The organism is Sinosporangium album (assembly GCF_900100605.1).
Taxonomy (GTDB): Bacteria; Actinomycetota; Actinomycetes; order Streptosporangiales; family Streptosporangiaceae; genus Sinosporangium; species Sinosporangium album.
The window spans coordinates 40066-63180 of record NZ_FNCN01000033.1 but is presented as its reverse complement, the minus strand read 5'-3'; the positions used below and the strand labels follow the sequence as shown (position 1 = coordinate 63180).

Annotated in this window: 23 protein-coding genes; 11 read left to right on the top strand and 12 right to left on the bottom strand. The window is 68.6% G+C overall.

From position 1 onward, the window contains the following. From BLQ73_RS25265 to BLQ73_RS34710, 3 genes are all read left to right on the top strand, one after another. Positions 1–306, top strand: a 306-nt coding sequence (locus BLQ73_RS25265) for a hypothetical protein (protein WP_218126012.1), incomplete at its 5' end; no start/stop codon positions are given. A gap of 168 nt (positions 307–474) precedes the next feature. Further along, a complete protein-coding gene (locus BLQ73_RS25260) occupies positions 475–1461 on the top strand; it encodes a tetratricopeptide repeat protein (RefSeq protein WP_176955671.1) in 987 nt (328 codons plus the stop codon). 81 nt (positions 1462–1542) lie between these two features. Beyond that, entirely contained in the window at positions 1543–2493 is a 951-nt protein-coding gene (locus tag BLQ73_RS34710) for a CPBP family intramembrane glutamic endopeptidase (RefSeq protein WP_143020435.1), read from the top strand. Between the two features lie 412 nt (positions 2494–2905). Here the strand turns inward: BLQ73_RS34710 and BLQ73_RS25250 are convergent, their stop codons facing one another. Next, positions 2906–3088, bottom strand: a complete 183-nt coding sequence (locus BLQ73_RS25250) for a hypothetical protein (RefSeq protein ID WP_093174077.1) — start codon at positions 3086–3088, stop codon at positions 2906–2908. Between the two features lie 459 nt (positions 3089–3547). Between BLQ73_RS25250 and BLQ73_RS25245 the strand changes: the two genes are divergently transcribed. Next, positions 3548–4747, top strand: a complete 1200-nt coding sequence (locus BLQ73_RS25245) for an acetate/propionate family kinase (protein ID WP_093174075.1) — start codon at positions 3548–3550, stop codon at positions 4745–4747. A gap of 21 nt (positions 4748–4768) precedes the next feature. On the opposite strand, the gene BLQ73_RS25240 is transcribed toward BLQ73_RS25245, so the two are convergent. Continuing rightward, a complete protein-coding gene (locus BLQ73_RS25240) occupies positions 4769–7081 on the bottom strand; it encodes a phosphoketolase family protein (RefSeq protein ID WP_093174073.1) in 2313 nt (770 codons plus the stop codon). Positions 7082–7168: 87 nt separating this feature from the next. Between BLQ73_RS25240 and BLQ73_RS25235 the strand changes: the two genes are divergently transcribed. Continuing rightward, positions 7169–7810, top strand: a complete 642-nt coding sequence (locus BLQ73_RS25235; RefSeq protein WP_093174071.1) for a response regulator — start codon at positions 7169–7171, stop codon at positions 7808–7810. A 51-nt stretch (positions 7811–7861) separates the two neighbouring features. Next, entirely contained in the window at positions 7862–8284 is a 423-nt protein-coding gene (locus BLQ73_RS25230) for a pyridoxamine 5'-phosphate oxidase family protein (protein ID WP_093174069.1), read from the top strand. Here BLQ73_RS25230 and BLQ73_RS25225 read toward each other — a convergent pair. From BLQ73_RS25225 to BLQ73_RS25215, 3 genes are all read right to left on the bottom strand, one after another. Then, positions 8271–9968, bottom strand: a complete 1698-nt coding sequence (locus tag BLQ73_RS25225) for a sensor histidine kinase (RefSeq protein WP_093174067.1) — start codon at positions 9966–9968, stop codon at positions 8271–8273. The genes BLQ73_RS25230 and BLQ73_RS25225 overlap by 14 nt on opposite strands. Positions 9969–10092: 124 nt before the next feature. Next, positions 10093–10650 (bottom strand): hypothetical protein, encoded by a 558-nt coding sequence (locus BLQ73_RS25220; protein ID WP_093174065.1) that lies wholly within the window; start codon positions 10648–10650, stop codon positions 10093–10095. A gap of 157 nt (positions 10651–10807) precedes the next feature. Beyond that, the gene (locus BLQ73_RS25215) at positions 10808–11788 is read right to left on the bottom strand and encodes an Acg family FMN-binding oxidoreductase (RefSeq protein ID WP_093174063.1); all 981 of its coding nucleotides are present in this window, start codon (positions 11786–11788) and stop codon (positions 10808–10810) included. A 271-nt stretch (positions 11789–12059) separates the two neighbouring features. Between BLQ73_RS25215 and BLQ73_RS25210 the strand changes: the two genes are divergently transcribed. Both BLQ73_RS25210 and BLQ73_RS25200 read left to right on the top strand, forming a co-directional pair. Beyond that, positions 12060–12395, top strand: coding sequence for a histone-like nucleoid-structuring protein Lsr2 (locus tag BLQ73_RS25210; RefSeq protein WP_093174061.1), 336 nt, complete (start codon positions 12060–12062; stop codon positions 12393–12395). Between the two features lie 608 nt (positions 12396–13003). Continuing rightward, a complete protein-coding gene (locus tag BLQ73_RS25200; protein ID WP_093174057.1) occupies positions 13004–13468 on the top strand; it encodes a hypothetical protein in 465 nt (154 codons plus the stop codon). 111 nt (positions 13469–13579) lie between these two features. Here the strand turns inward: BLQ73_RS25200 and BLQ73_RS25195 are convergent, their stop codons facing one another. Together BLQ73_RS25195 and BLQ73_RS25190 are read right to left on the bottom strand one after the other, a co-directional pair. Continuing rightward, positions 13580–14044 (bottom strand): SAM-dependent methyltransferase, encoded by a 465-nt coding sequence (locus tag BLQ73_RS25195; RefSeq protein WP_093174055.1) that lies wholly within the window; start codon positions 14042–14044, stop codon positions 13580–13582. Positions 14045–14075: 31 nt separating this feature from the next. Then, the gene (locus BLQ73_RS25190; RefSeq protein ID WP_218126011.1) at positions 14076–15131 is read right to left on the bottom strand and encodes an NsdA family TPR-like regulatory protein; all 1056 of its coding nucleotides are present in this window, start codon (positions 15129–15131) and stop codon (positions 14076–14078) included. A gap of 320 nt (positions 15132–15451) precedes the next feature. On the opposite strand from BLQ73_RS25190, the gene BLQ73_RS31715 reads away from it, so the two are divergent. From BLQ73_RS31715 to BLQ73_RS25180, 3 genes are all read left to right on the top strand, one after another. After that, entirely contained in the window at positions 15452–15631 is a 180-nt protein-coding gene (locus BLQ73_RS31715) for a hypothetical protein (protein WP_143020433.1), read from the top strand. A 24-nt stretch (positions 15632–15655) separates the two neighbouring features. Continuing rightward, complete coding sequence (locus BLQ73_RS25185) at positions 15656–16687, top strand: thiopeptide-type bacteriocin biosynthesis protein (protein ID WP_093174053.1); 1032 nt, start codon at positions 15656–15658, stop codon at positions 16685–16687. A gap of 73 nt (positions 16688–16760) precedes the next feature. Further along, positions 16761–17594, top strand: coding sequence for an aminoglycoside phosphotransferase (locus BLQ73_RS25180; RefSeq protein WP_218126010.1), 834 nt, complete (start codon positions 16761–16763; stop codon positions 17592–17594). 252 nt (positions 17595–17846) lie between these two features. On the opposite strand, the gene BLQ73_RS25175 is transcribed toward BLQ73_RS25180, so the two are convergent. The 5 genes from BLQ73_RS25175 to BLQ73_RS25155 form a co-directional block, all read right to left on the bottom strand. Continuing rightward, positions 17847–18335 (bottom strand): glutathione peroxidase, encoded by a 489-nt coding sequence (locus tag BLQ73_RS25175; protein WP_093174051.1) that lies wholly within the window; start codon positions 18333–18335, stop codon positions 17847–17849. Between the two features lie 268 nt (positions 18336–18603). After that, positions 18604–19302: a response regulator transcription factor gene (locus BLQ73_RS25170; protein ID WP_245691384.1), complete on the bottom strand. Its 699-nt coding sequence runs from the start codon at positions 19300–19302 to the stop codon at positions 18604–18606. Further along, positions 19299–20690 (bottom strand): sensor histidine kinase, encoded by a 1392-nt coding sequence (locus tag BLQ73_RS25165; protein WP_176955670.1) that lies wholly within the window; start codon positions 20688–20690, stop codon positions 19299–19301. Before BLQ73_RS25165 ends, BLQ73_RS25170 begins: the two co-directional genes overlap by 4 nt. Before the next feature lie 158 nt (positions 20691–20848). After that, positions 20849–22270 (bottom strand): ABC transporter permease, encoded by a 1422-nt coding sequence (locus BLQ73_RS25160; RefSeq protein WP_093174046.1) that lies wholly within the window; start codon positions 22268–22270, stop codon positions 20849–20851. 2 nt (positions 22271–22272) lie between these two features. After that, on the bottom strand, positions 22273–23037 hold the full coding sequence (locus BLQ73_RS25155; protein WP_093174044.1) for an ABC transporter ATP-binding protein: 765 nt from the start codon (positions 23035–23037) through the stop codon (positions 22273–22275). Positions 23038–23115: the final 78 nt, after the last annotated feature.

Sequence of the window (23115 nt, the reverse complement as noted above, 5' to 3'; positions counted from 1 at the left end):
CTGGTCTCGCGGTCGCGGCTGTGCCTGGATCAGGTGGGGAGCGCATCCGCCCCTGCGGTGGAGTGGACGGAGAGCCCGTATGTGCCCCGGACATGGCGCGGATTCGTGGGGAGGGGCCGGATCAAGGCGTTCACCGCCGTGGTCTTTCCCCGGACCGGGGCACAGGCCGGATACGTCTCGCTGCATACGCACCTGCCCGCCCCCTGCGGCGGCACCTGGCCTGAGGAGACCCATCCGAGCCTGGGGGCCGTCCGCAAGCGCGCTGAGCAGATAGCGCGCCTGTTCCTGTGGCACCTGTCGGGCTGATCGACAGGTCAAGGTTCCCGGTGAGGGCTTGGGCGTTGGCTTGCCCTTGCCGGGGTGCGCCCCCGGCGGTGGAGTGAGTCGCTGCCGGGGGCGCTGCACGGCATGAAAGCACCTGGTCACTTGGGGCGGCACGGTGTCGCCCCTTCGGGAAGGGAAGAGGGGAAACCCGTGCCGGATTTCGCGATCAAGGGGTATGAGCTGCTCACCGCCGCGACGCGGATGGACCTGGTGGTGCATCCGGGCCGGTGGCGTGTGAGCGACCTGTACGAGACGGTGACCGATCAGGAGGCGGCCTTCGCCGCGCGGCGTGAGGCTCTGGACTGGGGCCGCTCGGAGTGGCCCGTGCTGACGGTGGTGGTCTTCAGGGCGCACGTGCGCGGCTCGTTCGATCTGTCCTGGCAGATGGCCGAGGCGCTGTGGGGTCTGATCCTGTACACCAAGCCCCGTGAGTGGCTGGGGGTGTATGAGGCTGGTGCGGCGTCGGCGCGCAAGGGGTCGGTACCGCTCGCGCTCCCCCGGATGCTGCTGGGGCAGTCATCGGCCCTTCAGCACGCCGGTCGCGCCGATGAGGCGATAGACCTCGCGGAAGAGTCCCTCGGTCGTGCCCGGGATCTCGGGCACCCTTTGAGCGAGGCCGCAGCGCTTGCGGCTCTAGGCGGCCTGTACCTGCGCGATCAGCAGGGGAAGGGTAGCGCGGCGGAGCTTTTCGAGGCGGCTCGCGACATCCACCGGTCCGAGGGGCGTCCCCGGGGCGTGGCCTTGATGACGCGCTACCTCGGAGAGACGGCGCTCAAGCTCGGACGCGCCGATGAGGCCGCCGACAGGTTCACCGAGGCGCTCGGCCTCTTCGCGGCCGAGGGTGACGATTACAACACCGCGCGGGTCAAGACGTTGCTGGGGCAGATGCACCTTGCCGGGTCCCGTCCGGATGAGGCTCGGACGCTGTTGGGAGAGGCGCTTGTGGTGGCTTCTGGGATCGGCGCGGTTCATCAGGCGGCGACGATCCGGGTCGGTCTGGCCGATGTGTGCGAGGCGACCGGGGAGACCGCAGGAGCGGCCGAGCATCTGGAGGCGGCGCTGAGCGGCCTTTCGGAGATGGGCAGCGCGAAGGCCGATGCGGTGGCGGCCCGTCTGGAGCGGCTGCGCGCGGCGTGAGGTGTCCGGCGGGAAGGGTCCTGGCCGCTCTTCCCGCCGGTTCATTCGGCATGACCATACGAAACGATCGAAGGGTTTTCCTTGTCGGCTGTCTATGACGGTTGGGTGCCTCTGGTGGCCCGCCGGACGGCGTGGGGGCATACCGCCCTCATGGTCGCAGGCATATGCGGTGTCCCGCTCGTGGCGTCGCTGACCGATGCGGCACGTCAGCTCGGCGCTGCCATCCCCCATGTCCGTGTCATCGACGACCAGTCGATGCATCTGATCCTGGTGCTGATGGCTGCGGTTTTGTTCTGGGCTGTGCCCGGTGGGCGTGCGCCCGCCTGGGTGACGGCGTGCGGGGTCGCTCCTATCGCGCTGGCCATGGTCGGCTTCATATCGCCGTGGCTGGGGTGGCCGCCGGTGGTGGAAGAGGTTTCGCTGACGGTGGGTGTCGCTGGGGTGGCGGCCCTGCTGGTGGCGGCGCTCGGGTATCGCCGTGGCATGTCGCTGGCGCATCTGCGCCCGGGGGGAAGGGAAGGCGTTCGCGCGGGGCTGGTCGTCTTGGGGCTGGGGCTGGCGGCGTTCTTCGCGGGCGGCATGCTGAGCGGGCATCTGAAGACGTGGGGGGTTGCTGGGGCCGAGCCTTCGATGCGGCTGTACGGGCAGTTGCTCGTCGACGACGTTCTTCAGTCGGCGGTTGTCGAAGAGCTGGTGATGGCGGGCATCGTGACCGCCTTGGCGGGTGCGCGGCTGCCGGTGTGGGCTGTGGTGGCCGTGCCCGTGCTGGTGCGGACGGCCTACCACTTGGATCTGTCCGTGGCGGGGGTGGTGGCGGTCGCTCTGATCGGGGTGGCGGTGACGCTGCTCTACCTGCGGTGGCGGTCGGTGTGGCCGCTGATTGCGGCTCACGGCGTGTATGACGCGGGCGTCCTGATGCAGTGGTACGACCTGCTGATCTGGCTGGTGGTGGCGGCGTTGGTGGCGGCTGTGCTGACGGCTCCGGGTAGCGGGGTCGGCCTGGCTCCGGCATCGGTATCGGCGGCTGACTGAGGCGGACGGCGGTGCGTCGGCGAGGGATGCACTGACGACCATGGGAAAGGAGGTGGTGCCTGGACGGTCGCACTGATCTTTCAGGTATTTGTTGTCGGGAGCCCCCCGCGGCGGGGGCTTCGTTGTTGCTGCCGCTGGCTCAGGAACGCGGTGGGAGAGACTATTTCCGGCCGATGCTCACGCGGGGTAACCGCCGGCTGGGGGGTAGCGGTCACGGCGTGTGAGTACCCGGGGATGGCGGCGGGAGATCCGGCGTCGGCGCGAACCCTGTCCCCTCGTGAAGCCGGGGCGCGCTTTTCGCCCCGGCTTGCCGATCGCCCCCAGCCACCTGTGGAGACCGGCCACCGCATGGCGATCGTCGTGCTGTAGGTGCGCGGCCCCCGCGCCCGGCTGGTACGGGGGCCTGCGCCTTCTACAGGCTGATGTTGCCGTGGATGGTCCCGGCTTGGATGACCGTCCCGTGGACGGTTCCCGTGACGATGTTCCTGACGGTGCCGTGATCGGGCGAGTCGTCGGTTCGGGCGTCGGTGCGGGTGTCGGTGCGGGTGTCGGCGCTGACGTCGTTCTCCTCGTCGGGCGACTGCTCTTGTGTCATGGCCCGAATGTAAGCGGCGAGGGCGGCGGCGGGCCGGTGGTCGGCGGGCCTGGCTCTGGTCGGCGCGAGTGCGCGCGGGTCGCGGCCCGTCCTGCTTGCGGGGGGACCGGCCGGAGGCCGCACGCCCCCCGCAAGGGCAGGGGTAGGGCCGCTGCGGCGGCGCGGCGCGCCGCCGCCTTGATACTTATAAGGCTAATTCGACAATTTTCGTTGCGCCTGGTCAGGCTGGTGCACTGGCCTGTGGCGGTTGTGTCGGGCCCCGGCGTGAGGCGTCGCCGTGAAGCCTTCAGGTCAGCACGCGGCCTTGCCGGGTTAGGTACCCCTATGAAGGCTTGAGCACTGAGGAGCGCAGGGAGCGTAGCGACCGGAGTGACGAGGGAAGACACCGGGTCAAGAGCCCCCTCGCCGCGACACGCAGTGTCGCAATTAAGCACGAGGGTCCGGGGTAGGGGCCGTCACGTGAGCGACCAGGTCCTCGTCCTGAACATCGGCTCGTCGTCGATCAAGTACGAGCTGCTCCGTACGGCGACACGCCACCGCATGGCCGTCGGCCTGGTGGAGCGGGTCGGCGACGGCCGCGGCCGGCTGACCCACCGCCCGGAGGGCGGGGAGCCCTACGAGAGGCGCGAGCCGTACCCCGACCACGCGACCGCCATGGAGGCGGTCGTCGAGGCGTTCGCCGCGGCCGGCCCGGACCTGGCGACCGTACGGCTCGCCGCGGTCGGCCACCGCATCGTCCACGGCGGCACCCGCTTCCGCGAGCCGACGCTGATCGACGAGGCCGTCATCGAGGAGATCGAAGCCCTCGCCCCGCTCGCCCCCCTCCACAACCCGGCGGGCGTCACGGGCATCCGTACGGCCCTGCGCATGTTTCCCGGCGTCCCGCAGGTGGCCGTGTTCGACACCGCCTTCCATGCGACGCTGCCGCCCGAGGCGTACACCTACGCCGTGCCCCGGAGCTGGGCCGACGAGCACGGGGTGCGGCGGTACGGCTTCCACGGCACCTCCTACGCCTACGTGGCGGGGCGGGCCGCGAAGCTCCTCGGACGCCCTCTCGGCGAGCTCGACCTGATCCTCCTTCACCTCGGCAACGGCGCCTCCGCCGCCGCCGTGAGCGGGGGGCGCAGCATCGACACTTCGATGGGCATGACCCCGGTGGAGGGGCTGGTCATGGGCACCCGCTGCGGGGACGTCGACCCGCTGCTCCCGCTGTTCCTGGTGCGGGAGGCCGGCCTGCGCGCCGGCGAGGCCGAGGAGGCGCTGGCGAAGGCCAGCGGCATGCTGGCGCTGGCGGGCGAGAGCGACATGCGCGAGGTGTGGCGGCGGGCCGACGCGGGGGATGAGGGCGCCGGGCTCGCACTGGAGGTGTACGCGCGGCGGATCAAGAAGTACGTCGGCGCGTACTACGCCCTGCTCGGACGTCTCGACGCGGTCGTGTTCACCGCGGGCGTGGGGGAGCACGACACGCGCACCCGGGCCCGCTCACTGGCCGGGCTGGAGCGCTTCGGCATCGCGGTCGACAAGGACCGCAACGAGGCCCGGTCGACCGGGGAGCGCGTGATCTCGCCTCCGGGCGCGGAGGTGGCCGTCCTGGTCGTCCCCACCGACGAGGAGCTGGAGATCGCCCGCCAGACCCTGGCCGTCGTCGGGGAACGCTGAGCGGCGGGCTCAATACGGCTCTTAGTACGGCCAGGCCCAGTCGCGGATGGTCGCCGGGTCCTCGCCGTGCTCCCGGGTGTAGGCCCGGCAGCGCAGCCGTTCGTCGGCCATGCGCTGGCGCAGGTGGGCGGCCCGCGCGGCGAGGTGCGGCACGCGGTCGATGACGTCCATGACGAGGTGGAACCGGTCGATGTCGTTGAGCATGGCCATGTCGAACGGCGTGGTGGTGGTGCCCTCCTCCTTGTAGCCGCGGACGTGAAGGTTGTCGTGGCCGTTCCGGCGGTAGGTCAGGCGGTGGATGAGCCACGGGTAGCCGTGGAAGTTGAAGATGATCGGCTTGTCCGTGGTGAACAGCGTGTCGAACTCGGCGTCGGACATGCCGTGCGGGTGCTCCGTCGGCGGTTGGAGCCGCATGAGGTCCACCACGTTGACGACCCGGACCGCCAGGTCGGGCAGGTGCTCGCGCAGGATGGCGGCGGCGGCGAGGGTCTCCAGGGTCGGCACGTCGCCCGCGCAGGCCAGCACGGCGTCGGGTTCGCGCCCTTCGTCGGTGGAGGCCCACGGCAGGATGCCGACGCCCCGCGTGCAGTGGGCGATGGCCTCGCGCATGGAGAACAGGTCCAGCACCGGCTGCTTGCCGGAGACCACCACGTTGACGTAGTCGCGCGAGCGTAGGCAGTGGTCGACGGTCGACAGCAGCGTGTTGGTGTCCGGCGGGAGGTAGACCCGCACCACGGACGCCTTCTTGTTCACGACGATGTCGAGGAAGCCGGGGTCTTGGTGGCTGAACCCGTTGTGGTCCTGCCGCCACACGTGGGAGGAGAGCAGGTAGTTCAGCGACGCGATGGGCCGCCGCCACGGAATCCTGCGGGCGGATTCCAGCCACTTGGCATGCTGGTTGAACATCGCATCAACGATGTGGATGAACGCCTCGTAGCAGTTGAACAGGCCGTGCCGCCCGGTGAGCAGGTAGCCTTCCAGCCAGCCTTGGCAGAGGTGCTCGCTCAGCACCTCCATGACCCGGCCGCCCGGCGCGAGGTGCTCGTCGGTGGGGAGGATCCGGCTGTTCCAGGCCCGGTCGGTCGTCTCGAAGACCGCCTGCAACCGGTTCGAGGCGGTCTCGTCGGGCCCCATCAGCCGGAAGTTCACCGGATTGGCCTCGATCACGTCGCGCAAGAACCCTCCCAGCACGCGCGTCGGTTCGCTCCACTCGGTGGCGGGCGCCTTCACGTGTACGGCATAAGCCCGGAAATCCGGCAGCACCAGCGGCTGGAGCAGCTCACCGCCGTTGGCGTGGGGGTTGGCGCTCATGCGCCGCGTCCCTCGGGGAGCGGCCGAGGTGACCGGCGGGGTGGGCCTCCCGTCGGAGTCGAACAGCTCCTCGGGGCGGTAGGACCGCATCCAGTCCTCCAGCATGGCCAGGTGCACGGGGTCCTCCCGCACCCGGGACAGCGGCACCTGGTGGGCGCGCCACGTGCCCTCGACGAGGAGGCCGTCGACCTCGTGCGGCCCGGTCCACCCCTTGGGCGTGCGCAGCACGATCATGGGGAGCCGCCCGCCCGAGCCGCTTTTCACCTCGGCGATCTGGTCGAACACCGTGTCCAGGGTGGCCATCATCGCCCGGTGCACGAGGGCCGGGTCGTCGCCGGACACGAGGTGGGGGCGGTAGCCGTACCCTTCCAGGAGCTTGATCAGCTCCTGCTCGGGGATGCGGGCCAGCACGGTCGGATTCGCGATCTTGTAGCCGTTGAGGTGCAGGATGGGCAGCACGATCCCGTCCCGCGCCGGGTCGAGGAACTTGTTGGAGTGCCAGCTCGCCGCCAGCGGTCCGGTCTCGGCCTCGCCGTCGCCGATCACGCAGGCCACGACGAGATCGGGGTTGTCGAAGGCCGCGCCGTAGGCGTGGGCCAGCGAATACCCGAGTTCACCGCCCTCGTGGATCGACCCGGGCGTCTCCGGCGCGACATGGCTCGGCACCCCGCCGGGGAAGGAGAACTGCCTGAACAGCCTGCGCATCCCCTCCGCGTCGCGCGGGACGTCCGGATACAGCTCGCTGTAGGTGCCCTCCAGCCACGCGTGCGCCACGGCCGCCGGCCCGCCGTGTCCGGGGCCCGCGATATAGATCATGTCCTGGTCGCGCTCGACGATGACCCGGTTGAGGTGGGCGAAGCAGAAGTTCAGCCCCGGCGTCGTGCCCCAATGCCCGAGCAGCCGGGGCTTCACATGCTCGGGCCGCAGCGGCTCGGCCAGAAGCGGGTTGTCCAGCAGGTAGATCTGCCCGACCGACAGGTAGTTCGCCGCACGCCAATAGGCGTCGATTTCGTAGACATGCATATCAACGACGCTTCCCCACAGGTTCCTTGTGAACCCAGGGACCTTGGTCACTTACCCCTATGGACGTCTGATGGATAGTGTCAAAGCATGATTCGGGTGTTTCTCGTGGATGATCACGAGGTGGTGCGGCGGGGCGTCGCGGCGCTGCTCTCCTCGGAAGGCGACATCGAGATCGTCGGTGAGGCCGGTACGGCGGAGCAGGCGATCGCACGCATCCCCGCCGTCAAACCGGACGTCGCCGTCCTGGACGTCCGGCTGCCCGACGGCGACGGCGTGTCCGTCTGCCGTGAGGTGCGTTCCCGCGTGCCGGAGACGGCGTGCCTGATGCTGACCTCCTTCACCGACGACGACGCCCTGTTCGACGCCGTCATGGCCGGAGCCTCGGGCTACGTGCTCAAGCAGATCCACGGCTCCGACCTCGTGGGCGCGGTGCGCACGGTGGCACGCGGCCAGTCGCTGCTCGACCCGCAGACCACCGCCGCCATGCTGGCCCGGCTGCGCGAACAGGAGAGCAGAAAAGACCCGCTGGCCGCGCTGACCGACCAGGAACGGCAGATCCTGGAGCTGATCGGCGAAGGCCTGACCAACCGGCAGATCGGCGAACGGCTGTTCCTCGCCGAGAAGACCGTCAAAAACTACGTCTCCAACCTGCTGGCCAAGCTGGACATGCAGCGCCGCACCCAGGTCGCGGCCCTCGCCGCCAGGTTGAAGGCCGAACGACACGACTGAGGGGACTTTCGCCCCTGACGTTGACACCCGAATCAGCGGGACTCTTATGGCATGAATCTGGATTCGGCCGGTTTGCAGGTCCTCGACAGGGCCGAATGCATGGTGCTGCTCTCCTCGGTCCCCGTCGGCCGCATCGTCTTCACCGACCGGGCGCTCCCCGCGGTGCAGCCGGTCAACTTCCTGGTGGTGGAGAACCACATCGTCATCCGTACCGGCCGGGGCTCCAAACTCGCCGCCGCCGCCCGCGACGCGGTGGTCGCCTTCGAAGCCGACGAGTTCGACGCCGAACGCTGGACCGGCTGGTCGGTGACCGCGATCGGGCAGGCCAGAGCCGTCGTCGCCCCGGGGGAGATCGAAAGGCTGTCCCGGCTGCCGCTCACCGCGTGGGCTCCCGGCGACCGGGACCACTACATCGTGATGCGGATCGAGGAGGTCTCCGGGCGGCGCATCCGCGACCGCGTCACCCGGAGGTGAGCGGAACCACCCACTCCAGTACGGTGCCGCCCGCCTCAGGGCTTTCCACACTGAACCGGCCGCCAAGGCGCTCCGCGCGATCCTGCAGGTTGCGCAGCCCGCTCCGGTGGCCGCCGGCGCGCAGCCCCACCCCGTCGTCCTGCACGCGCAGCAGCAGCTCCCCGGCGGCCTCCACCAGCACGTCGACCCGGCCCGCCCGCGCGTGCCTCACCACATTGGACAGCGCCTCGCGCAGCACGGCGAGAAGCTGGTCGGCGATCTCGTCGGGCACGGTCGTGTCGACCGGGCCCTCCATGCGGACACCCGGCATGAACCCCAGATGCCCCCGCGACGACTCGACCAACTCCATGATCTGAGCCCGCACCCCCGGCGCCGCCCCGTCGCGCGGGGTCTGCAGCGCGAAGATCGTGGAGCGGATCTGCCGTATCGTCTCGTCCAACTCGTCCACCGCGTGCTGCAGGCGCGGCGACGCCGTGGCGTCATCGACCAGCCGCACGGTGCTCATCAAGGTCATGGCCACCGCGAACAGCCGCTGGATCACCACGTCGTGCAGATCCTTGGCGATCCGGTCGCGGTCCTCCAGCAGGTGCAGCCGCTCGGCGTCCTTGCGCGCCTCCGCGAGCTCCAGCGCCACCCCCGCCTGCCCCGCCAGCGTCTCCACCATGCGGATGTCGGCCTCCGTGAACGGCGGACGCCCCGCGTGCTTGGCCAGCCCCAGCACGCCCTGCACCCGCTGCCCGGCGGCGAGCGGTACGGCCAGAGCCGACCCGAGCGGCAGATCCGCCACCAGCGGCGTGTCGGCCGCCCGGCCGCTGATGTCGGCGCAGGTCTGCGACCGGCCCGTGCGCAGCGCCTCCCCCGGCAGCGTGCCCTCGATAGGCGCCTCCCGGCCCCGCAGCGCGCTCTCGCCGAGCCCGTCGGCGATCTCCACCCGCAGCGTCCCCCCATGGGGGAAGCCGATCGTGACGGTGTCGGCGTCGGTCATCTCCCGCGTCCGCAACGCCATCAGCGCCAGCACCCGCCGGACGTCGGTGCCCGACAGCAGGCCCGTGGTCAACTCCGAGGAGATCTGCAGCCAGGTCTCGCGGCGCCGACTCTCCTCGTAAAGGCGGGCGTTCTCGATCGCGATGCCCGCCGCGGTGGCCAAGGCCGAGACGATCGCCTCGTCCTCCTCCTCGAACGCCCCGCCCCCGACCTTCTCGGTCAGGTAGAGATTGCCGAAGACCTCATCCCGCACCCGGATCGGGACACCGAGGAACGCGCGCATGGGCGGGTGGCCGGGCGGGAAGCCGTACGACTCGGGATGGTCGGCGATGTCGGAGAGGCGCAGCGGGCGCGGATCCTTGATCAGCAGGCCGAGCAGGCCCTTTCCGTGCGGCCAGTGCGCGATCCCGGCGATCTCCTCCTCCGTGAGGCCCACCGGGATGAACTCCACCAGGGTGCCGCCGTCGCCGATCACGCCCAGCGCGCCGTAGCGGGCGTCCACGAGCTTGGTCGCCGCCTCCACCATCCGGCGCAGGACGGTCGGGAGGTCCAGGTCGCTGCCGACCAGCACCACCGCCTCCAGCAGCGAATGGATGCGGTCGCGGGTCGCGAGGACGGCGTCCAACCGCGTCTGCAGCTCCGCGAGGAGCTCGTCCAACCGCATGTGCGGCAGGAGCGATCGGAACTCGCCATCCGTCATGGGCTGCGTCCTTCTCAGCGGGGGAGTGTCGGTCAATCCTCCCATTCCCCATGATTGCCCGCCGCGCATGCCGTTGCCCGCCCCGGGGGACGGGAGCGGGCAACGGGTGTCCTCGGCGGCGGGATTACTTCAGGATGGGCATCCGCCGTACGAGCGCGGTGCCTCCCCACCAGCGCCCGATCCCGAGGGTGTCGCCCCCTCTCCCGAGGGCGAGTCCGGCGAGCGTGATCGCGTAGAGGATGTGGTAGTCCATGAACGGGTTGCTGGTCAGGGGGAGCTCGGCCAACCACATCAACAGCATCATCAGTCCGCCCGCGACCGCGGCGACGCGCATGCCCACGCCGAGCATCAGCGCGGCGCCGACGCCGGCGAGCCCGATCATGAAGAGCCAGTCCACCCACACCTGGCCGGCCAGGGCTGTGAACAGGCCGCCGAAGGCGCCTTCCCCGGTGCCTTTGAGGAATCCCGCCGTCGGGCTCGCGCCCGCGACCCACGCCCGCTCGGGCGCCGTTGCGAAACCCAGTCCGAACAACTTGTCGATGAAGGCCCAGAGGAAGATCCAGCCGAGAGCGATCCGGGCGACCGCCCAGATGTAGTCGGCGGCCGTGCGAGGTGCGGGCGCGGCGTGGGTCCGCGCCTGTCCGTTGATCCGTTGACGGGGGTAGTCGGTGTGGATGGCCATGGCGCGGCTCCTTGCAGCGGGTGGTGCACCGGCGAACCGGCGTTGTTGCCGATACAAGGACATCGCTTCACGCGCCGCGCGAGCAGTGCCGTACGGCTCGCGCCTCGTCTGTCCGAAGTCCTCTGCACGTGGGACCTTCGTCCTTCGCCCTCCGTCCTCAACGGTCGGTGTCGAGGACGTCGTCGAGCGCCCTGCGCGGCGGCACCGGGCCCTCCTTCGCGACACCCAGACGCATGATCATCTGGGGGTGCTCGTTCGACAGCAGCTCCTCACGCAGGAACTCCCGCAGATGGTGCATCTCCAGCGCCTGCGTGTGGAACGCCGCGCTCACCCCCGACGCGCTGGCCCGCAGCAGCACCCGCTGCAGCGCCTGACCGGCGGCCAGCCAGTCCTTGCGCCGGTCCTCGACCGTCGTGAGCACCGCCACCGTGCCCGCCGTGGCGCCGGGCTCCGCCTCATAGCCCCAGCCCTTGCCGTGGGCGTAGTCCCGCTGGGCGAACGCCGTCTCCGGCTCCGCCGGATAGCCCCCCGCGGGCACCCCCTCGCCCCTCTCGTCGCCCGGCGGACGCGCCCAGCGCAGCAGCTCCAGCGAGAAGTCCAGATCGTGCTCCTGGATCTCCTCGGCCGCCGCCGTCAGCGCGGCGATCACCCGGACGCCGGACGGGGCCAGCACCGGCGTCAGCCGTACCCCCACCGCCGCCGCCTCGCGGACCAGGGCGTCGATCAGGCCGTCCGGCACTGGCACGTCGGTGAAACCGCCCCGATGGGTGCGCCGCCGCTCCACCTCGCCGAACAGCATCCGGCTGTGCTCGTCCGCCTCCACATCCTCACCGAGGCGTACGGTGGCCAGAAGGTTGGGCCGGTCCGGGTCGGGCAGCACGCGCACCTCCGGCGTGTGGCCGCCGGCCAGCAGTGCCATCTGCACGTTGCACAGCGCCGCGCCGCAGCTCACCAGCATCTCCCGGCCCGACACGTCCCCGGCACGCAGTAGCCGGTCGACATCGGCCCGCAGGCTCAGCTCACCGCCCGAAAGGCCGAACGACCACGGTTGCGTGTTGTGCACCGAAGGGGCCCACAGGGCCGCGCCGATCGCTCCGCGCAACACCGCTGTGGTCTCCTCGCCTGTGGGGCCGCGCATAATCCCCTCCTCGCGGTATGTCCCGTCCAGGTTCGACCGGCGGGCCCGAGAGTGCCAGAGCCGTTCGGTCCCCGGGCCGGGACTTTGTTCATCGATCGCGCGGGACTTACGTCCCGGCCCTCTCCCGGGGTTTCCGGGAAGAGGAAATGGAAAAGTTCATGTACGGAGTGTCCTTGGAAACGGAAGTCGCGGACATGGGACTATCATTTTATTGATGGTGGCAAAACAAGGTGTCATCGAGTCAGGGGCCGACTCTCTAAGGAGCCACACTATGGCTAAGCAGATCCGGGAGCTTCTTATAGACGACCTGGACGGCGGGACCGCGAATGAGACGGTATCTTTCGCAATCGATGGAACCTCCTTTGAGATCGACTTGTCGACATCGAATGCGAAGAAGCTCCGCAAGGCTCTCTCGCCGTATGTCTCCGGAGCTCGCAAGATCCGCCCCGAGCGGGGCCGCGGACGTCGAGGAAGGGCCCCCGCCGGCGGCCTGACCCGCGAGAAGTCCGCCGAAATCCGCGAGTGGGCGAAGAAGCGCGGGCTCGACGTCAGCGCCCGAGGCCGTATCGCCCGCGACATCGTCGAGCAGTACAACGCCGCCCACTGACGCCGCGCATTCGCACGTGAACTCGGTCGGCGATCCTCGGCCGGCGCCCCGGTGCCCACCCGTTCCGGCCTGAGCGGGTGGGCGCCCCCGTCTGCCGCTTCGCCTTCCGCCGTGGGCCTCGGCCGATTCCGTAATTCGGCGTGAGCGGGATTCCCGTCCCGCTTCCTGTGAAAGCGGGCCGCCACCCCGTTCCGACCGACCCTCTTTCGCGCCTTTCGGGCCGGCCGCGCGCCGGCGGTGCTCATCGGTTAAGTCAACGTCTCACTAAAGAACACACCAATCAAGGCCAAGAAGTAGAGCTCCGCCTCCACAGGCGGCTCAGCAGCATCGAGCCGGTCGACAAGGCCCTGCGTGACATCGGACGTCCCCACACTCTTCGCGCTCCCAGGCTTGGCGCGGACGGAAGCAGTCGGCCGTACGCCGTTCCCGCGCGAGACATTCGTCGCGGCCAAAGAGGAGAAGGCCACGCCCAACGGCAGGCCGACCGCCGCGGTGGCACCCCGGACCTTGCCCTCCAAAAGGACGCGAATTCCAAGGTCCGCGACAGATAACATGCCAACACTGCCACACGGTCAGCGTGCGCTGACAATCGCGAAGGGCTGGATGCGGTGACGGATCTGTTCGAACTGCGCCTTGGCATCTACGCCGCCGCCTCGGCTGCGCACGAGCTCGCCGACAAGGCCGGATCGCTCCTTGACGAGCGCTCCCGGAGTGCTTCCGTGGTCAGGACATGGGTGATCTCCTTGATTCCTGGCGACCAGCCCGCCGAGCCGGGCAGCGAAGAAGAGCTGTCGGTCGCTGAGCTCTATGAGGAGCTGCCGGAGCAGTGGCGCCAGGAGCACCCTGGCGCCGACCCCGCCGACCGGCGCGTGACCGAACTGCGCATCGGCGTCTACGGAGACGGCGTCCGGGCACTGCTGGACGAACTCTGCAACCTCGCCTGCCCTGACCGAGAGCACCACGGGGCCTGCCCCGTGCCGTGGTCGTCGAACTACACGGTGCCGTTCGACGATCACTATCGGGCCTATCTGGAAACGCACTACGGGCACCTTCGCCGCGTCCACGGCATGTGATCGCCAGGCAGGGCCGATACGGCCGCGTTTCCGGCCCCGGGCCGCGGGCTGCCCGTCCTGGGTAGGACAGGCGGCTACGGAAGTCCGTCCCCGGGCGAGCCCCGGTGGGAGCTATCCCCAGTAGTCCTTGAGCATCTCACCTGGCCATGCGGGCTCGCTGACGGTCCCCCTGGGGCCCATCAGTCTGAAGTAGGGGGCCAGGTCGTAGATCGGGCTGCCGTCGATAGCGTCCAGATCGGCCACGTGGAGGTCGAGACCCTCCACCTTCAGCAGCCGCGGAAAGGACTGCGCGAGCTGATTGGGGCGGCGGTGGTTTCGATGAACGAAAGTCCCGGTAGGGGGCCAGGCAGGATTGTTGCGTGGGCTGCGGGCATGTAGGGCCACATCGTCGGGGGAGGCTCGGTGGAAGTGCCAGACGACCACTAGGTGAGAGAACTCTTCCAGTCCTTGAACGACCTCGACGGGGTAGTCGGGGTTGAGCCGGAGGATGGCAGGACCGCTCCAATGGTCGTCGGTGACTTCGGTGCGTCCGCCGACGACGAGGCCTATGGGCTGGATCTCCAGCAAATGTGGCATGGGCTTCCCTCGCTCAAGGGGTGTGAAGGCCTCAATCTACGTGAGCAAGGTAAGAGGCGCCACGCGCGTCCAGCTCGGCGAGGGGAGGTATCCGGCGGCGCCGGAAGGGGGACAGCAGGTTGCGCATGTCGACGATCGTCTGCCGCGCCCGGCTGGAGTAGATGCCCTCCTCCATCGCGTCCAGAGCCTTTCCCCAAGTGGAGCACGCCTCCTCGACGTGGCCCGCGGCGATCTGTGCGGCCCCCAGGTATCCGAGCGTTACAGCGTGTGTGCGCCGGAAGGCGCTCCCTCTGGTTCGGGCGCTGTGCCGAAATTGGCGGATGGCGCCTTGGCGGTCGCCGCTGTCACGCAAAGCGCAAGCGGTCTCGTGCGCTAGAGATGCTTCGGTGAAAAAGAACACGCGGGATGGCTCTTCGATGGTGTCGCCGGCCGACGCGAGGTCGTCTTCTGCCCTCAACAGTGCCTTCGCTGCGGCATGTCTCTGGCCGGTGGCCGCGAGCCCGCGGGCATGGACGACCCCAAGCAGGGCGCGCTCTCGGGGGGTGGCAGACCTGTAGCGCTGACCGTCGGTAGAGGCAGTGGAGAGTTCCAGGCTCAGCTCGTAGAAGCCCAGGTCAATCGCTTGATGTGCCATGGCGCGCAGGATGTGCCCGGCCAGCGGCGGGGCTGAGGCAGGGGCAGCAAGGCGAAGGGCAAGGTGAAAGTATTTTTGCGCGAGAACTTGCTCGTTGTTATCGAAGGCCATCCAGCCCGACAGGTAGGCCAACTCGCTAGCGGCGGCGAACATGTCACGCTTCACCTGCTCGTTGGAAAACGTGCCGCATAGTAAAGCGGCGACGTCGGAGTTCAGGTACTGCACCAGCGCCTTTCTGCCGTGGCCGCCGCCTCGCAACTGGTCGATCTTGGAGAAGGCGGTGGTGAGTTGCCGGACGGCGAGCACGTCCTCGCGGCCCACGCATCGCTGCCTGCGTGAACGCGGTGTGGTCGGCTCCTCGGCTTTGGTCTGCCACCACGCCGCGTCGGGCAGGGTGAGCGACACGGCTGAGTAGACCGTACTGGCCAGAAGGTCCCTGCGGTTGGCGTCCAAGTCCGTTCTCCCCAGCTCGGTCAGCGCTGTCACTGGGTCACCGTCCCACGTGGCAGGTCCCTGGTCTGCCGAGTCGGGGACAACGAATCCGAGCTCGTCTGGTGTGATCTCACGCCTGAGGTGCCGGGACAGTGCCTGGCACAAGATGAGGGGAGCTATGCCAGAGGGCTTTGTTCCGCCTACCCACATGCTGACATGAGATCGGCCGATGGTGATGCAGTCGGCCTGATATGTCTCTCTGGCCACACGGTTGTAGGCGGCAGTCGCCTGCGCCCGCGACCAGCCGGCTTCGGCGAGCAGCGCCGCGAGGCGTTCGTTTCGTGTGCGCGTCCGGAGTCGCCCCGCCGTACCTGGCCGACCAGCTCGCCGCGCACGGACGACCCGCGCACGAGCGGGGATGCGGGTTCCTCGACGGCGACGCGGGCCTCGACCTCGCCCTGCACACCGCTGCCCGCACCACACTGCCGGTCTCCGGCTGGGATGCCTGCCTGCTCATCTGACCAGCACCTCGCCAAAGGAGGCCCATGGACGCGTATGTGAGGGTGCCCCTGGAACTGGATCACACCGTGGACGCGGTTCTCGCAGTGCTGGGCGGTGCTCCACTCGATCAGGTCGCTGAACGGGCCGGGCTGGCCTACTCTGAGCTCGCCGCCGCCGTCGCGGTGTATCAGGCCGCTGGAAGTGCTGCACTCCGCGCCCACGCCGACACTGCAGACGCCTGGTACCAGGTGCGGATCCGGTTCACTGACTGGGCGGATGCTGAAACCGTCGCGGCCACGCACTTGCACCCTCTTGTGGAGCAGGCACATATTACCGATCTAATCGCGGCCTGGTGGTTCATTCGCAAGGCCCCCTGCTGGCGGCTGCGATTCAGACTGGGCCCCGCGACGACGATCGCCGAGCTTCGGGCGGTCATAGACACCCATCTGGACGGCCTCATCGTGGCTGGGCATCTCACCAGCAGGGAGACAAGCATCTACGAACCGGAGATCTGCGCGTTCGGTGGGCCGCGCGGAATGGCTATCGCCCACAGTCTCTTTCACGCCGACAGCCACGCCATCCTGGACTACCTGCGCCGATGCCGTCGTCTCGGGCAGGCCGAACCTGCTACCGGCCGTAGAGAGTTGTCGACGCTGCTGTGCAGCGCCTTGTTCCGCGCCGCTGGCCAGGAGTGGCACGAACAAGGCGACATCTGGCACCGCGTGACTGGCCTGAGGCCTCTACCCGCTGACGCTCCGACCGAAAAGATCCCCGGCATGGTCGACGGCATACGACGGCTTATGACTACGCGGACGAGCCCGGCAAGCCCTCTGTTCGGCCCTGGCCAAGCGTTGGCGTTCGCGGCGCCGTGGCATGCCGCCTTCTGCCGTCAAGGCCAGCGTCTTGATGACGCCGCTCGCGGGGGATGCATGCATCGCGGCATACGTGATGTCCTAGCCCACCACGTGATCTTCCACTGGAACCGTCTCGGTCTGCCGTACCGAGCGCAAGCCTTTCTCGCTCACGCCGCACACGAGGCCGTGATGGACCTGCCGCCTGCCCATGCGGCCCGCTGATCCGCACACGTTCAGCTCACGCAGGAGAGGACAGATGTTTCCCGCACCGGAAGACCCCGCTGTCGCAGACCGTATGCGAAACGCGCACCGCCACGCTCGCGCCGCCATGGGCGTACTGCTTGAGGCCGACGGTCACGAGGTATGGGGCTGGCGCGGCAGGACGCTGAGCCAACGCGTCTCCACGCCTGAGGGGTCGGCTTGGCTGCGCCTGGCCTGTGTCTCAGCCGATCAGACGAACATGACGTTCTGGAACGGTACTCTGGAGGCCGATAAAATCCTCCCTGCCTCCGTGCCCCGCCCCCGGCTTCGTACAGTCTACGACTGGGCCCCGGCCTCGTGGCGCTACCGCGCTGAGCTGTATGACCACGTCACCGCGCAGATCGCGTCGGCGACCGCCGTACTGCGCTCGGCACCTCACCTGCCCTCCGCGTGGTGGGAGGCGCTGGAGGTTGTGCTGGCGGATATCGCCCCTATCGAGACCAATCGGGTGACCACAGGCCAGGCTTACCTGGACTCCGCTATGCCCCGTTTCTTGGGCACGCCCATCGACTCCACCGTTAGGTCTTGGGCCACCGCCCACGGCGATCTCCACTTCGCCAATCTCTGTGCCCCTGACCTGTGCGTTCTCGACTGGGAGGGGTGGGGCCTTGCCCCAACCGGCTATGACGCCGCGGTCCTGCACTGCTACAGCCTGCTCGTCCCTGCCGTCGCCGCCCGCATTCGCGACTGGTTGGCCCATCTACTGGACACCCCAGACGGTCGATTCGCGGAACTGGCTGTCATCACTGAGCTCCTGCAGTTCAACGCCAGCGGCGGCAATCTCGATCTGGCTGGTCCTCTCCGCGATCGCGCCGCACACCTGCTGGGGCGGGCGATCCCTCACCTTGACGACCAGGTGGCGGGTTGATCGCCGCGCGGATCAGGGAAGGTTGGGCCTGTTCCGGGGCGAGACGACAGGGGGACGGGGGCGGTTCTCAGAGTCCAACGAGTGCGGGTGGTCGATCGGGGGCGGGCCGGGGCGGAGCCGGACGGTCCCCGGATTCGTCGGATTCCCGGGGTGCCGTCCTGGTTCCGCTATGTCTACCTCGTGCCTCCCCACAGGCGGGCGTGGAACGGAGTGCTGTGGGGCCGCAGGGCGTCCCCCCTGGGGGGAGGTGTGTCAGGGAAGTGTCTTCTCGATGGCCTCCACGATCTCGGGGGCTTCGGGCTCGGTGCGGGGGCGGAAACGGGCGGCGACGGTCCCATCGGGGGTGAGGAGGAACTTTTCGAAGTTCCACTGCACGTCCCCGGCTTCGCCTTCGGCGTCGGGCGTGGCGACCAGCTCGGCATAGAGCGGGTGCCGTCCGTCTCCGTTGACGTCGGTCTTGGTCAGCAGGGGGAAATCGACACCGTAGGTGGTGGAGCAGAAGGTCTGGATTTCCTCGGCGCTGCCCGGCTCCTGGCCCATGAACTGGTTGCAGGGGACCCCCACCACGGTGAAGCCCCGGTCGGCGAACTGCGCCTGCAGATTCACCAACCCTGCATATTGCGGGGTGAGGCCGCACTTGGACGCGACGTTCACCACGAGCACGGCCTTGCCGGGGGCGAGCTCGTCGAGAGTCGTGGAAGTGCCGGAGAGGGTCTGGAGAGGGATACTGCGAAGGGTCATACTCGGGAGCGTACTCAACCGGACCCCGCCCAGAACTCCAGGGACGGTGCCTCATATCCGTGTGCGCGGCGCCTGCTTAGAGGCATGTGCCAGCGGAAAGGCCGACGTATCGAGCGATGTTCGAAGAAGCGGCGGTGGACATGAAGCCAGCGAAGCGACGAAACACGGTCACGTCCGCGGTCGTGCCGTACTTGCCACCTCGCGATGACAAGGACGCCGGTTCAGCCGCTTTCGACGACTGCCGGGTTTGTGATGACGATTGCTCGATCTACATGCCGCTCTTGTGCCACTCGACGGCGATCTGCACGCGGTCTCGGAGGCGTAGCTTGGCGAGGATCCGGCTGACGTTGCGGCGGACGGATGCTTGCTGGATCACGAGGCGATCCGCGATCTCTGCGTTGGAGAGGCCGTCTGCGATTAGTCGGGCAATGTCAGTTTCGCGCGGGCTCAGCGTGCGAAAGAGGGTCTGGAGGCATTCGCGGTGGGCCACCGGGAGTGCGCGCGGTATGCCGCGCTCGATGACCTGCCGGGTGACTCTGGGCGTGAGGATCGCGTCGCCCTGGGCGACTGCCTGGATGGCCGCGATGAGTTGCGGAGTGCGGACGTCTTTGAGGAGGAAGCCAGAGGCGCCGGCAGCGAGAGCGCCGAAGGCGTAGTCGTCTTCGTCGTAGGTGGTGAGCACGAGCACCTTGACCGCGGGGTGTGTTCCGCCGATCTGGCGGGTCGCCTCGATGCCGTCCATCTCGGGCATCCGCACGTCCATGAGCACGACGTCGGGGAGGCTATGACGTTCGCGTGCTCGCTGCGCGAGAACGTCGAGTGCTTCCTGCCCGTTCCCGGCTTCGGCGATAACGTCGATATCGGGCGCTTTCCGCAGCATGAGGGCGAATCCAGTGCGCGCCAGGCGCTGGTCATCGACCAACATGACGCCGATCCGGGGAGCACTGGTCTCGATGGGAGTCGTCACGGGTTTCCTTCCCGAGGCGCGGAGCGGTTCGGCGGCGATTCGGGTGTGGGGTGGGCTGCGGCTCGCACGACGGCTCGCACGACCCACTCGTCCTCCGTTGCCCACCCGGAGGACATGGTGCCGCCGGTGTCCTCGACCGCGCGCTGCAAGCGGCGCAGCCCGGTGCCCGGTGGAGACGGAGCCGAATAGTCGGGCGTTCGCTTCGTGGCCTGTGGGGCGCCGATGCTTCGCACGGTCACAGTGGTCGCGCGGTCGTCCCCGTGGTCCCAGGACACGGTGAGCTGCCGCAGCCCATCACCGTGGCGCATCGCGTTGGTGACCGCCTCTCGCGTGATGGCGAAGCACAGGTCGGCGAGGTGCGCGTTCGGTGAACGCCGGCCGGTCTCGGTGAAGACGACGGTCACGCCGAGCGCGCGGACGCGCCCGAGCACAGGGAGGATCTCGGCCCACTCGTGCAGGGATGGCACAGGGCCGTGGGGCGCGTCGTCGGAAGGGGCCCGGTCGGTCTCGACCTTGCCGCCGGTATCCTCTTCGGCCTCGTCGGCGGTGTCGGCGAGCGCCCGGACTGCGTGCCGGGTGTCTTCCAAGCTCTCCCTCGCCACCGTGTTGATCCCGGCCAAAGCTTCATCGACATGCGGGTCGCCTGTCGTGCCGGCCAGCCCCTCGGCGAGGGCAATGATCGTCGTCAGGCCGTGACCGACACTGTCGTGCAGCTCGGCGGCGATACGGGTGCGGGACACAGCTCGATCCCGTTGCCGCGCGAGTGCCTGGGAGCGGCGTTCTTCTTCCAGGGCGTGTTTCCGGGTGCGCTGCCAACTGTGCACGCTGCGGGTCGCGACGGCCACCGCAATGGTGGCGAACGCGGTGAGGAGCTGGCCCATGTATTCCAGGGCGAAGCCCGTGGACGTCCGCGAGGTGAATGCGCTGAACGTCATGACCGCCCACACCGATCCGAGGCCGGCGGCCACCTGCCACGCGGGTGGCCGGGTGACGCAGCTGAATAGAGCGAAAAGGAGCGGGAATAGCAGGTAGTTGCTCATCCCGACGGCCGAGGCCGTGGCATAGAGCACGCATTCGATCAGGAGCACCGCCAGCGGCTGCCGGGATCGCCAGATCAGCAGCACTGCCGCGCCGATGGCGATGAACGCGACGACGAGCGCCCCATACCAGTCGCGGGTGTAGGCGTAGGCGTTTCCGTCCAGCGTGGTTCCGGCGAACAGCAGACGGGCGATGAGAAGCGTCTGGTAGCTGGTGCAGAGCAGGACGGAGACGATCGCGCCGATGGTCGGGCGCGCTGGCACGAGGGTGGATTGCTGCACCCAGTCGCCGAGCGACGGCCAGAGAGCCTGCACGCCGCCACGCGATGCGCGTCCGGTCTGTCCGCTCATGTCCACCTCCTCACGCTCATTTCCAGGCTTCTCCCATGGAACCATCCCTTCCTGCGATAGGGCCGGGATATCAGCCCCAGAGGTGCTTTATCGCTCCCCGATCGGCAGCCAGGCGAGCGCGACCAGAACGGTTCCGACGAGGATGAGGATGGACGTCGCTAAGCCCTCCTGAGACTGAGCGCATTTTCTCGGCGCACCCAGGGAACGATCTGCACCCACTGAACGAGGAACACGGTTCCCCAGCAGGCGAGCACGGCGATGGTCAGCCCGATCCAGGGGATGTCGAGGATCGGATGCCCCACGAGCAGGGCCGAGCGTGACATGAGCAGGCTGCCCGCGATGCCGATGGGAACTAGCGCGAACACGGCCACGCAGAGCGCGAGTAGGAAGCTCTGCCAGCCCGTCAGCGCGAAGACTTGTCGCGGTGTCATGCCTGCGGTGCGCAGGAGCGCCTGTTCCCGGACAGCATCCCGGCCCGAGAGGGTGATGACGGCGATGCTCGTCAGTAAGCAGACGAAGCCGAATAACCCGGTCATGACGACGGTGTCGGAATAGTTGGGAGATGACTGTGGGAACCCTGCTTCGCGCATCGTCACCTGGTAGGACTGCATGACGCTGAAGATCACGCCGACGAGTCCGATCGCGGCTGCGAGGGGTGCGATCACGTTCGCGTTCGTGTCGATGTTCGCCCGAGCAGAGCGGGTGGCCAGCACTCCGACGGCGGCGCCTCGGAACGGGCGCAGGAGTGTTCGGGCGAGCGCGAGCACGGTGGGGGCGAGCTCCGCCCCGAGCACATACACGCCGGCGGCGGCGAACAGGCCAGCCTGGATCGCTGCGTTCACCATGCCGGTGGCTTCGACGCCGACCTCGGGGTGAGCAGGGGCGAGCGCGCCCGCAAACGCCAGCGTGAACGCGACCGCGAGCAGCAGACCGCCGAGCAACCAACGCGCCCACGCTCCACGGCGTCCGCGCGTAACCAGGCCGCGCACCGCTTCGACGGGCTCAACGCCGGCAGCACGCCTTGACGGTAGCAACGCCCCAAGCATGCAGGTGACGACTCCCAGCGAGAACGAGGCTGCCCAGGCCAGGGCCGACGGGTGGAACGCCGGCGGCTCGAAACCGCCGATCCCGCCCGGAAAGCTCGCCGCCGCCATCTGGTTGAACAGTGGAATAGCGGCGACGCTGAGGCCGACGGACAGCAACGACCCCGGCAGCGCGCCCGCGACGCTCGCCAGGCCGACCAGCGACCAGAGGCTCACGCGGATCTGCCGTGGGCTCGCGCCGGCCAACCGCCACTGCGCGAAGGTGCTGCGTGTGCGTTCGACCGTCGCCGAGCCGACCACTGTCAGCGCGAAGAACGACAGGACGGCTACCAGGACGTAGATCGTGACCGACACTACTCCGAACGCCGCCGGGTCGAGCCCAGCATCCGTCGCCGCGGTGACGAACCCGTCGCTGTTCGTCCAGACGAACTGATGCATGCACGCACCGATCAGCGTGGTCACCAGCCCGATCACGACGATGGTCGGCACCCAGCTCCGAAAGTCGCTACGGAAGATCCGATGAACGTGTTTCAGCACGATCAGTTCCCCCTCGATGCAGCACCGGTGACCGGCAGCTGACGCATCCGGGTAAGGATCGCGTCGCTATCGAGACGCCCGGATACACCCGTGATCGACCCGTCACGCATGAACACCACCCGATCCGCCAGCGCTGCCGCGTCGATGTCGTGGGTGACCATCACCACGGTTGTTCCCTGGACGGTCAGATCGCGCAGGATCCGCAGCACCAACTGTGAGTTCGCGCTGTCGAGTGCTCCGGTTGGCTCATCCGCGAAGACGATGGACGGACGCAACAGCATCGCCCGGCAGAGAGCGACCCGCTGCTGCTCGCCACCCGACAACGCACTCGCCGCGGTCTCGCGCTTGTCCTGCAGCCCGAACTGGGTCAGCATCGCCGTCACCTGTTCACGGGGCACCCGGCGACCTGCGAGCTGTTCTGGCAGCAGCACGTTCTCCTCGACGTTGAGGTACGAAATCAGGTTGTACTGCTGGAAGACGAACCCGACGGTGCTGCGCAGATATTTTGCTCGCCGTTCTCGGCCTAGCCCGTAGATGTCCGTCCCGTCGAGCAGCACGCGGCCCTCATGCGGACGATCCAGGCCGCTCAGGCAGTACATCAGCGAGGTCTTCCCGGCGCCGCTCGGTCCCACGATCGCGGTGAGCGCGGCGCGCGGAAGCTGGAGCGAGCAATCCCGGAGAATCCAGTCGCCCGAACTGCCTGAGCCCCCAGCCCGCTGACTGAGCCCACCCGCCCACACGGGATCGACCTGCACCTGATCCGTCATAGGTACGCCCTTCCGATCTCAACTCACCGACCTGTTGGTTCGCGTCGGCTTCTCCATTTGAACCGGTCGCTTCGAGCG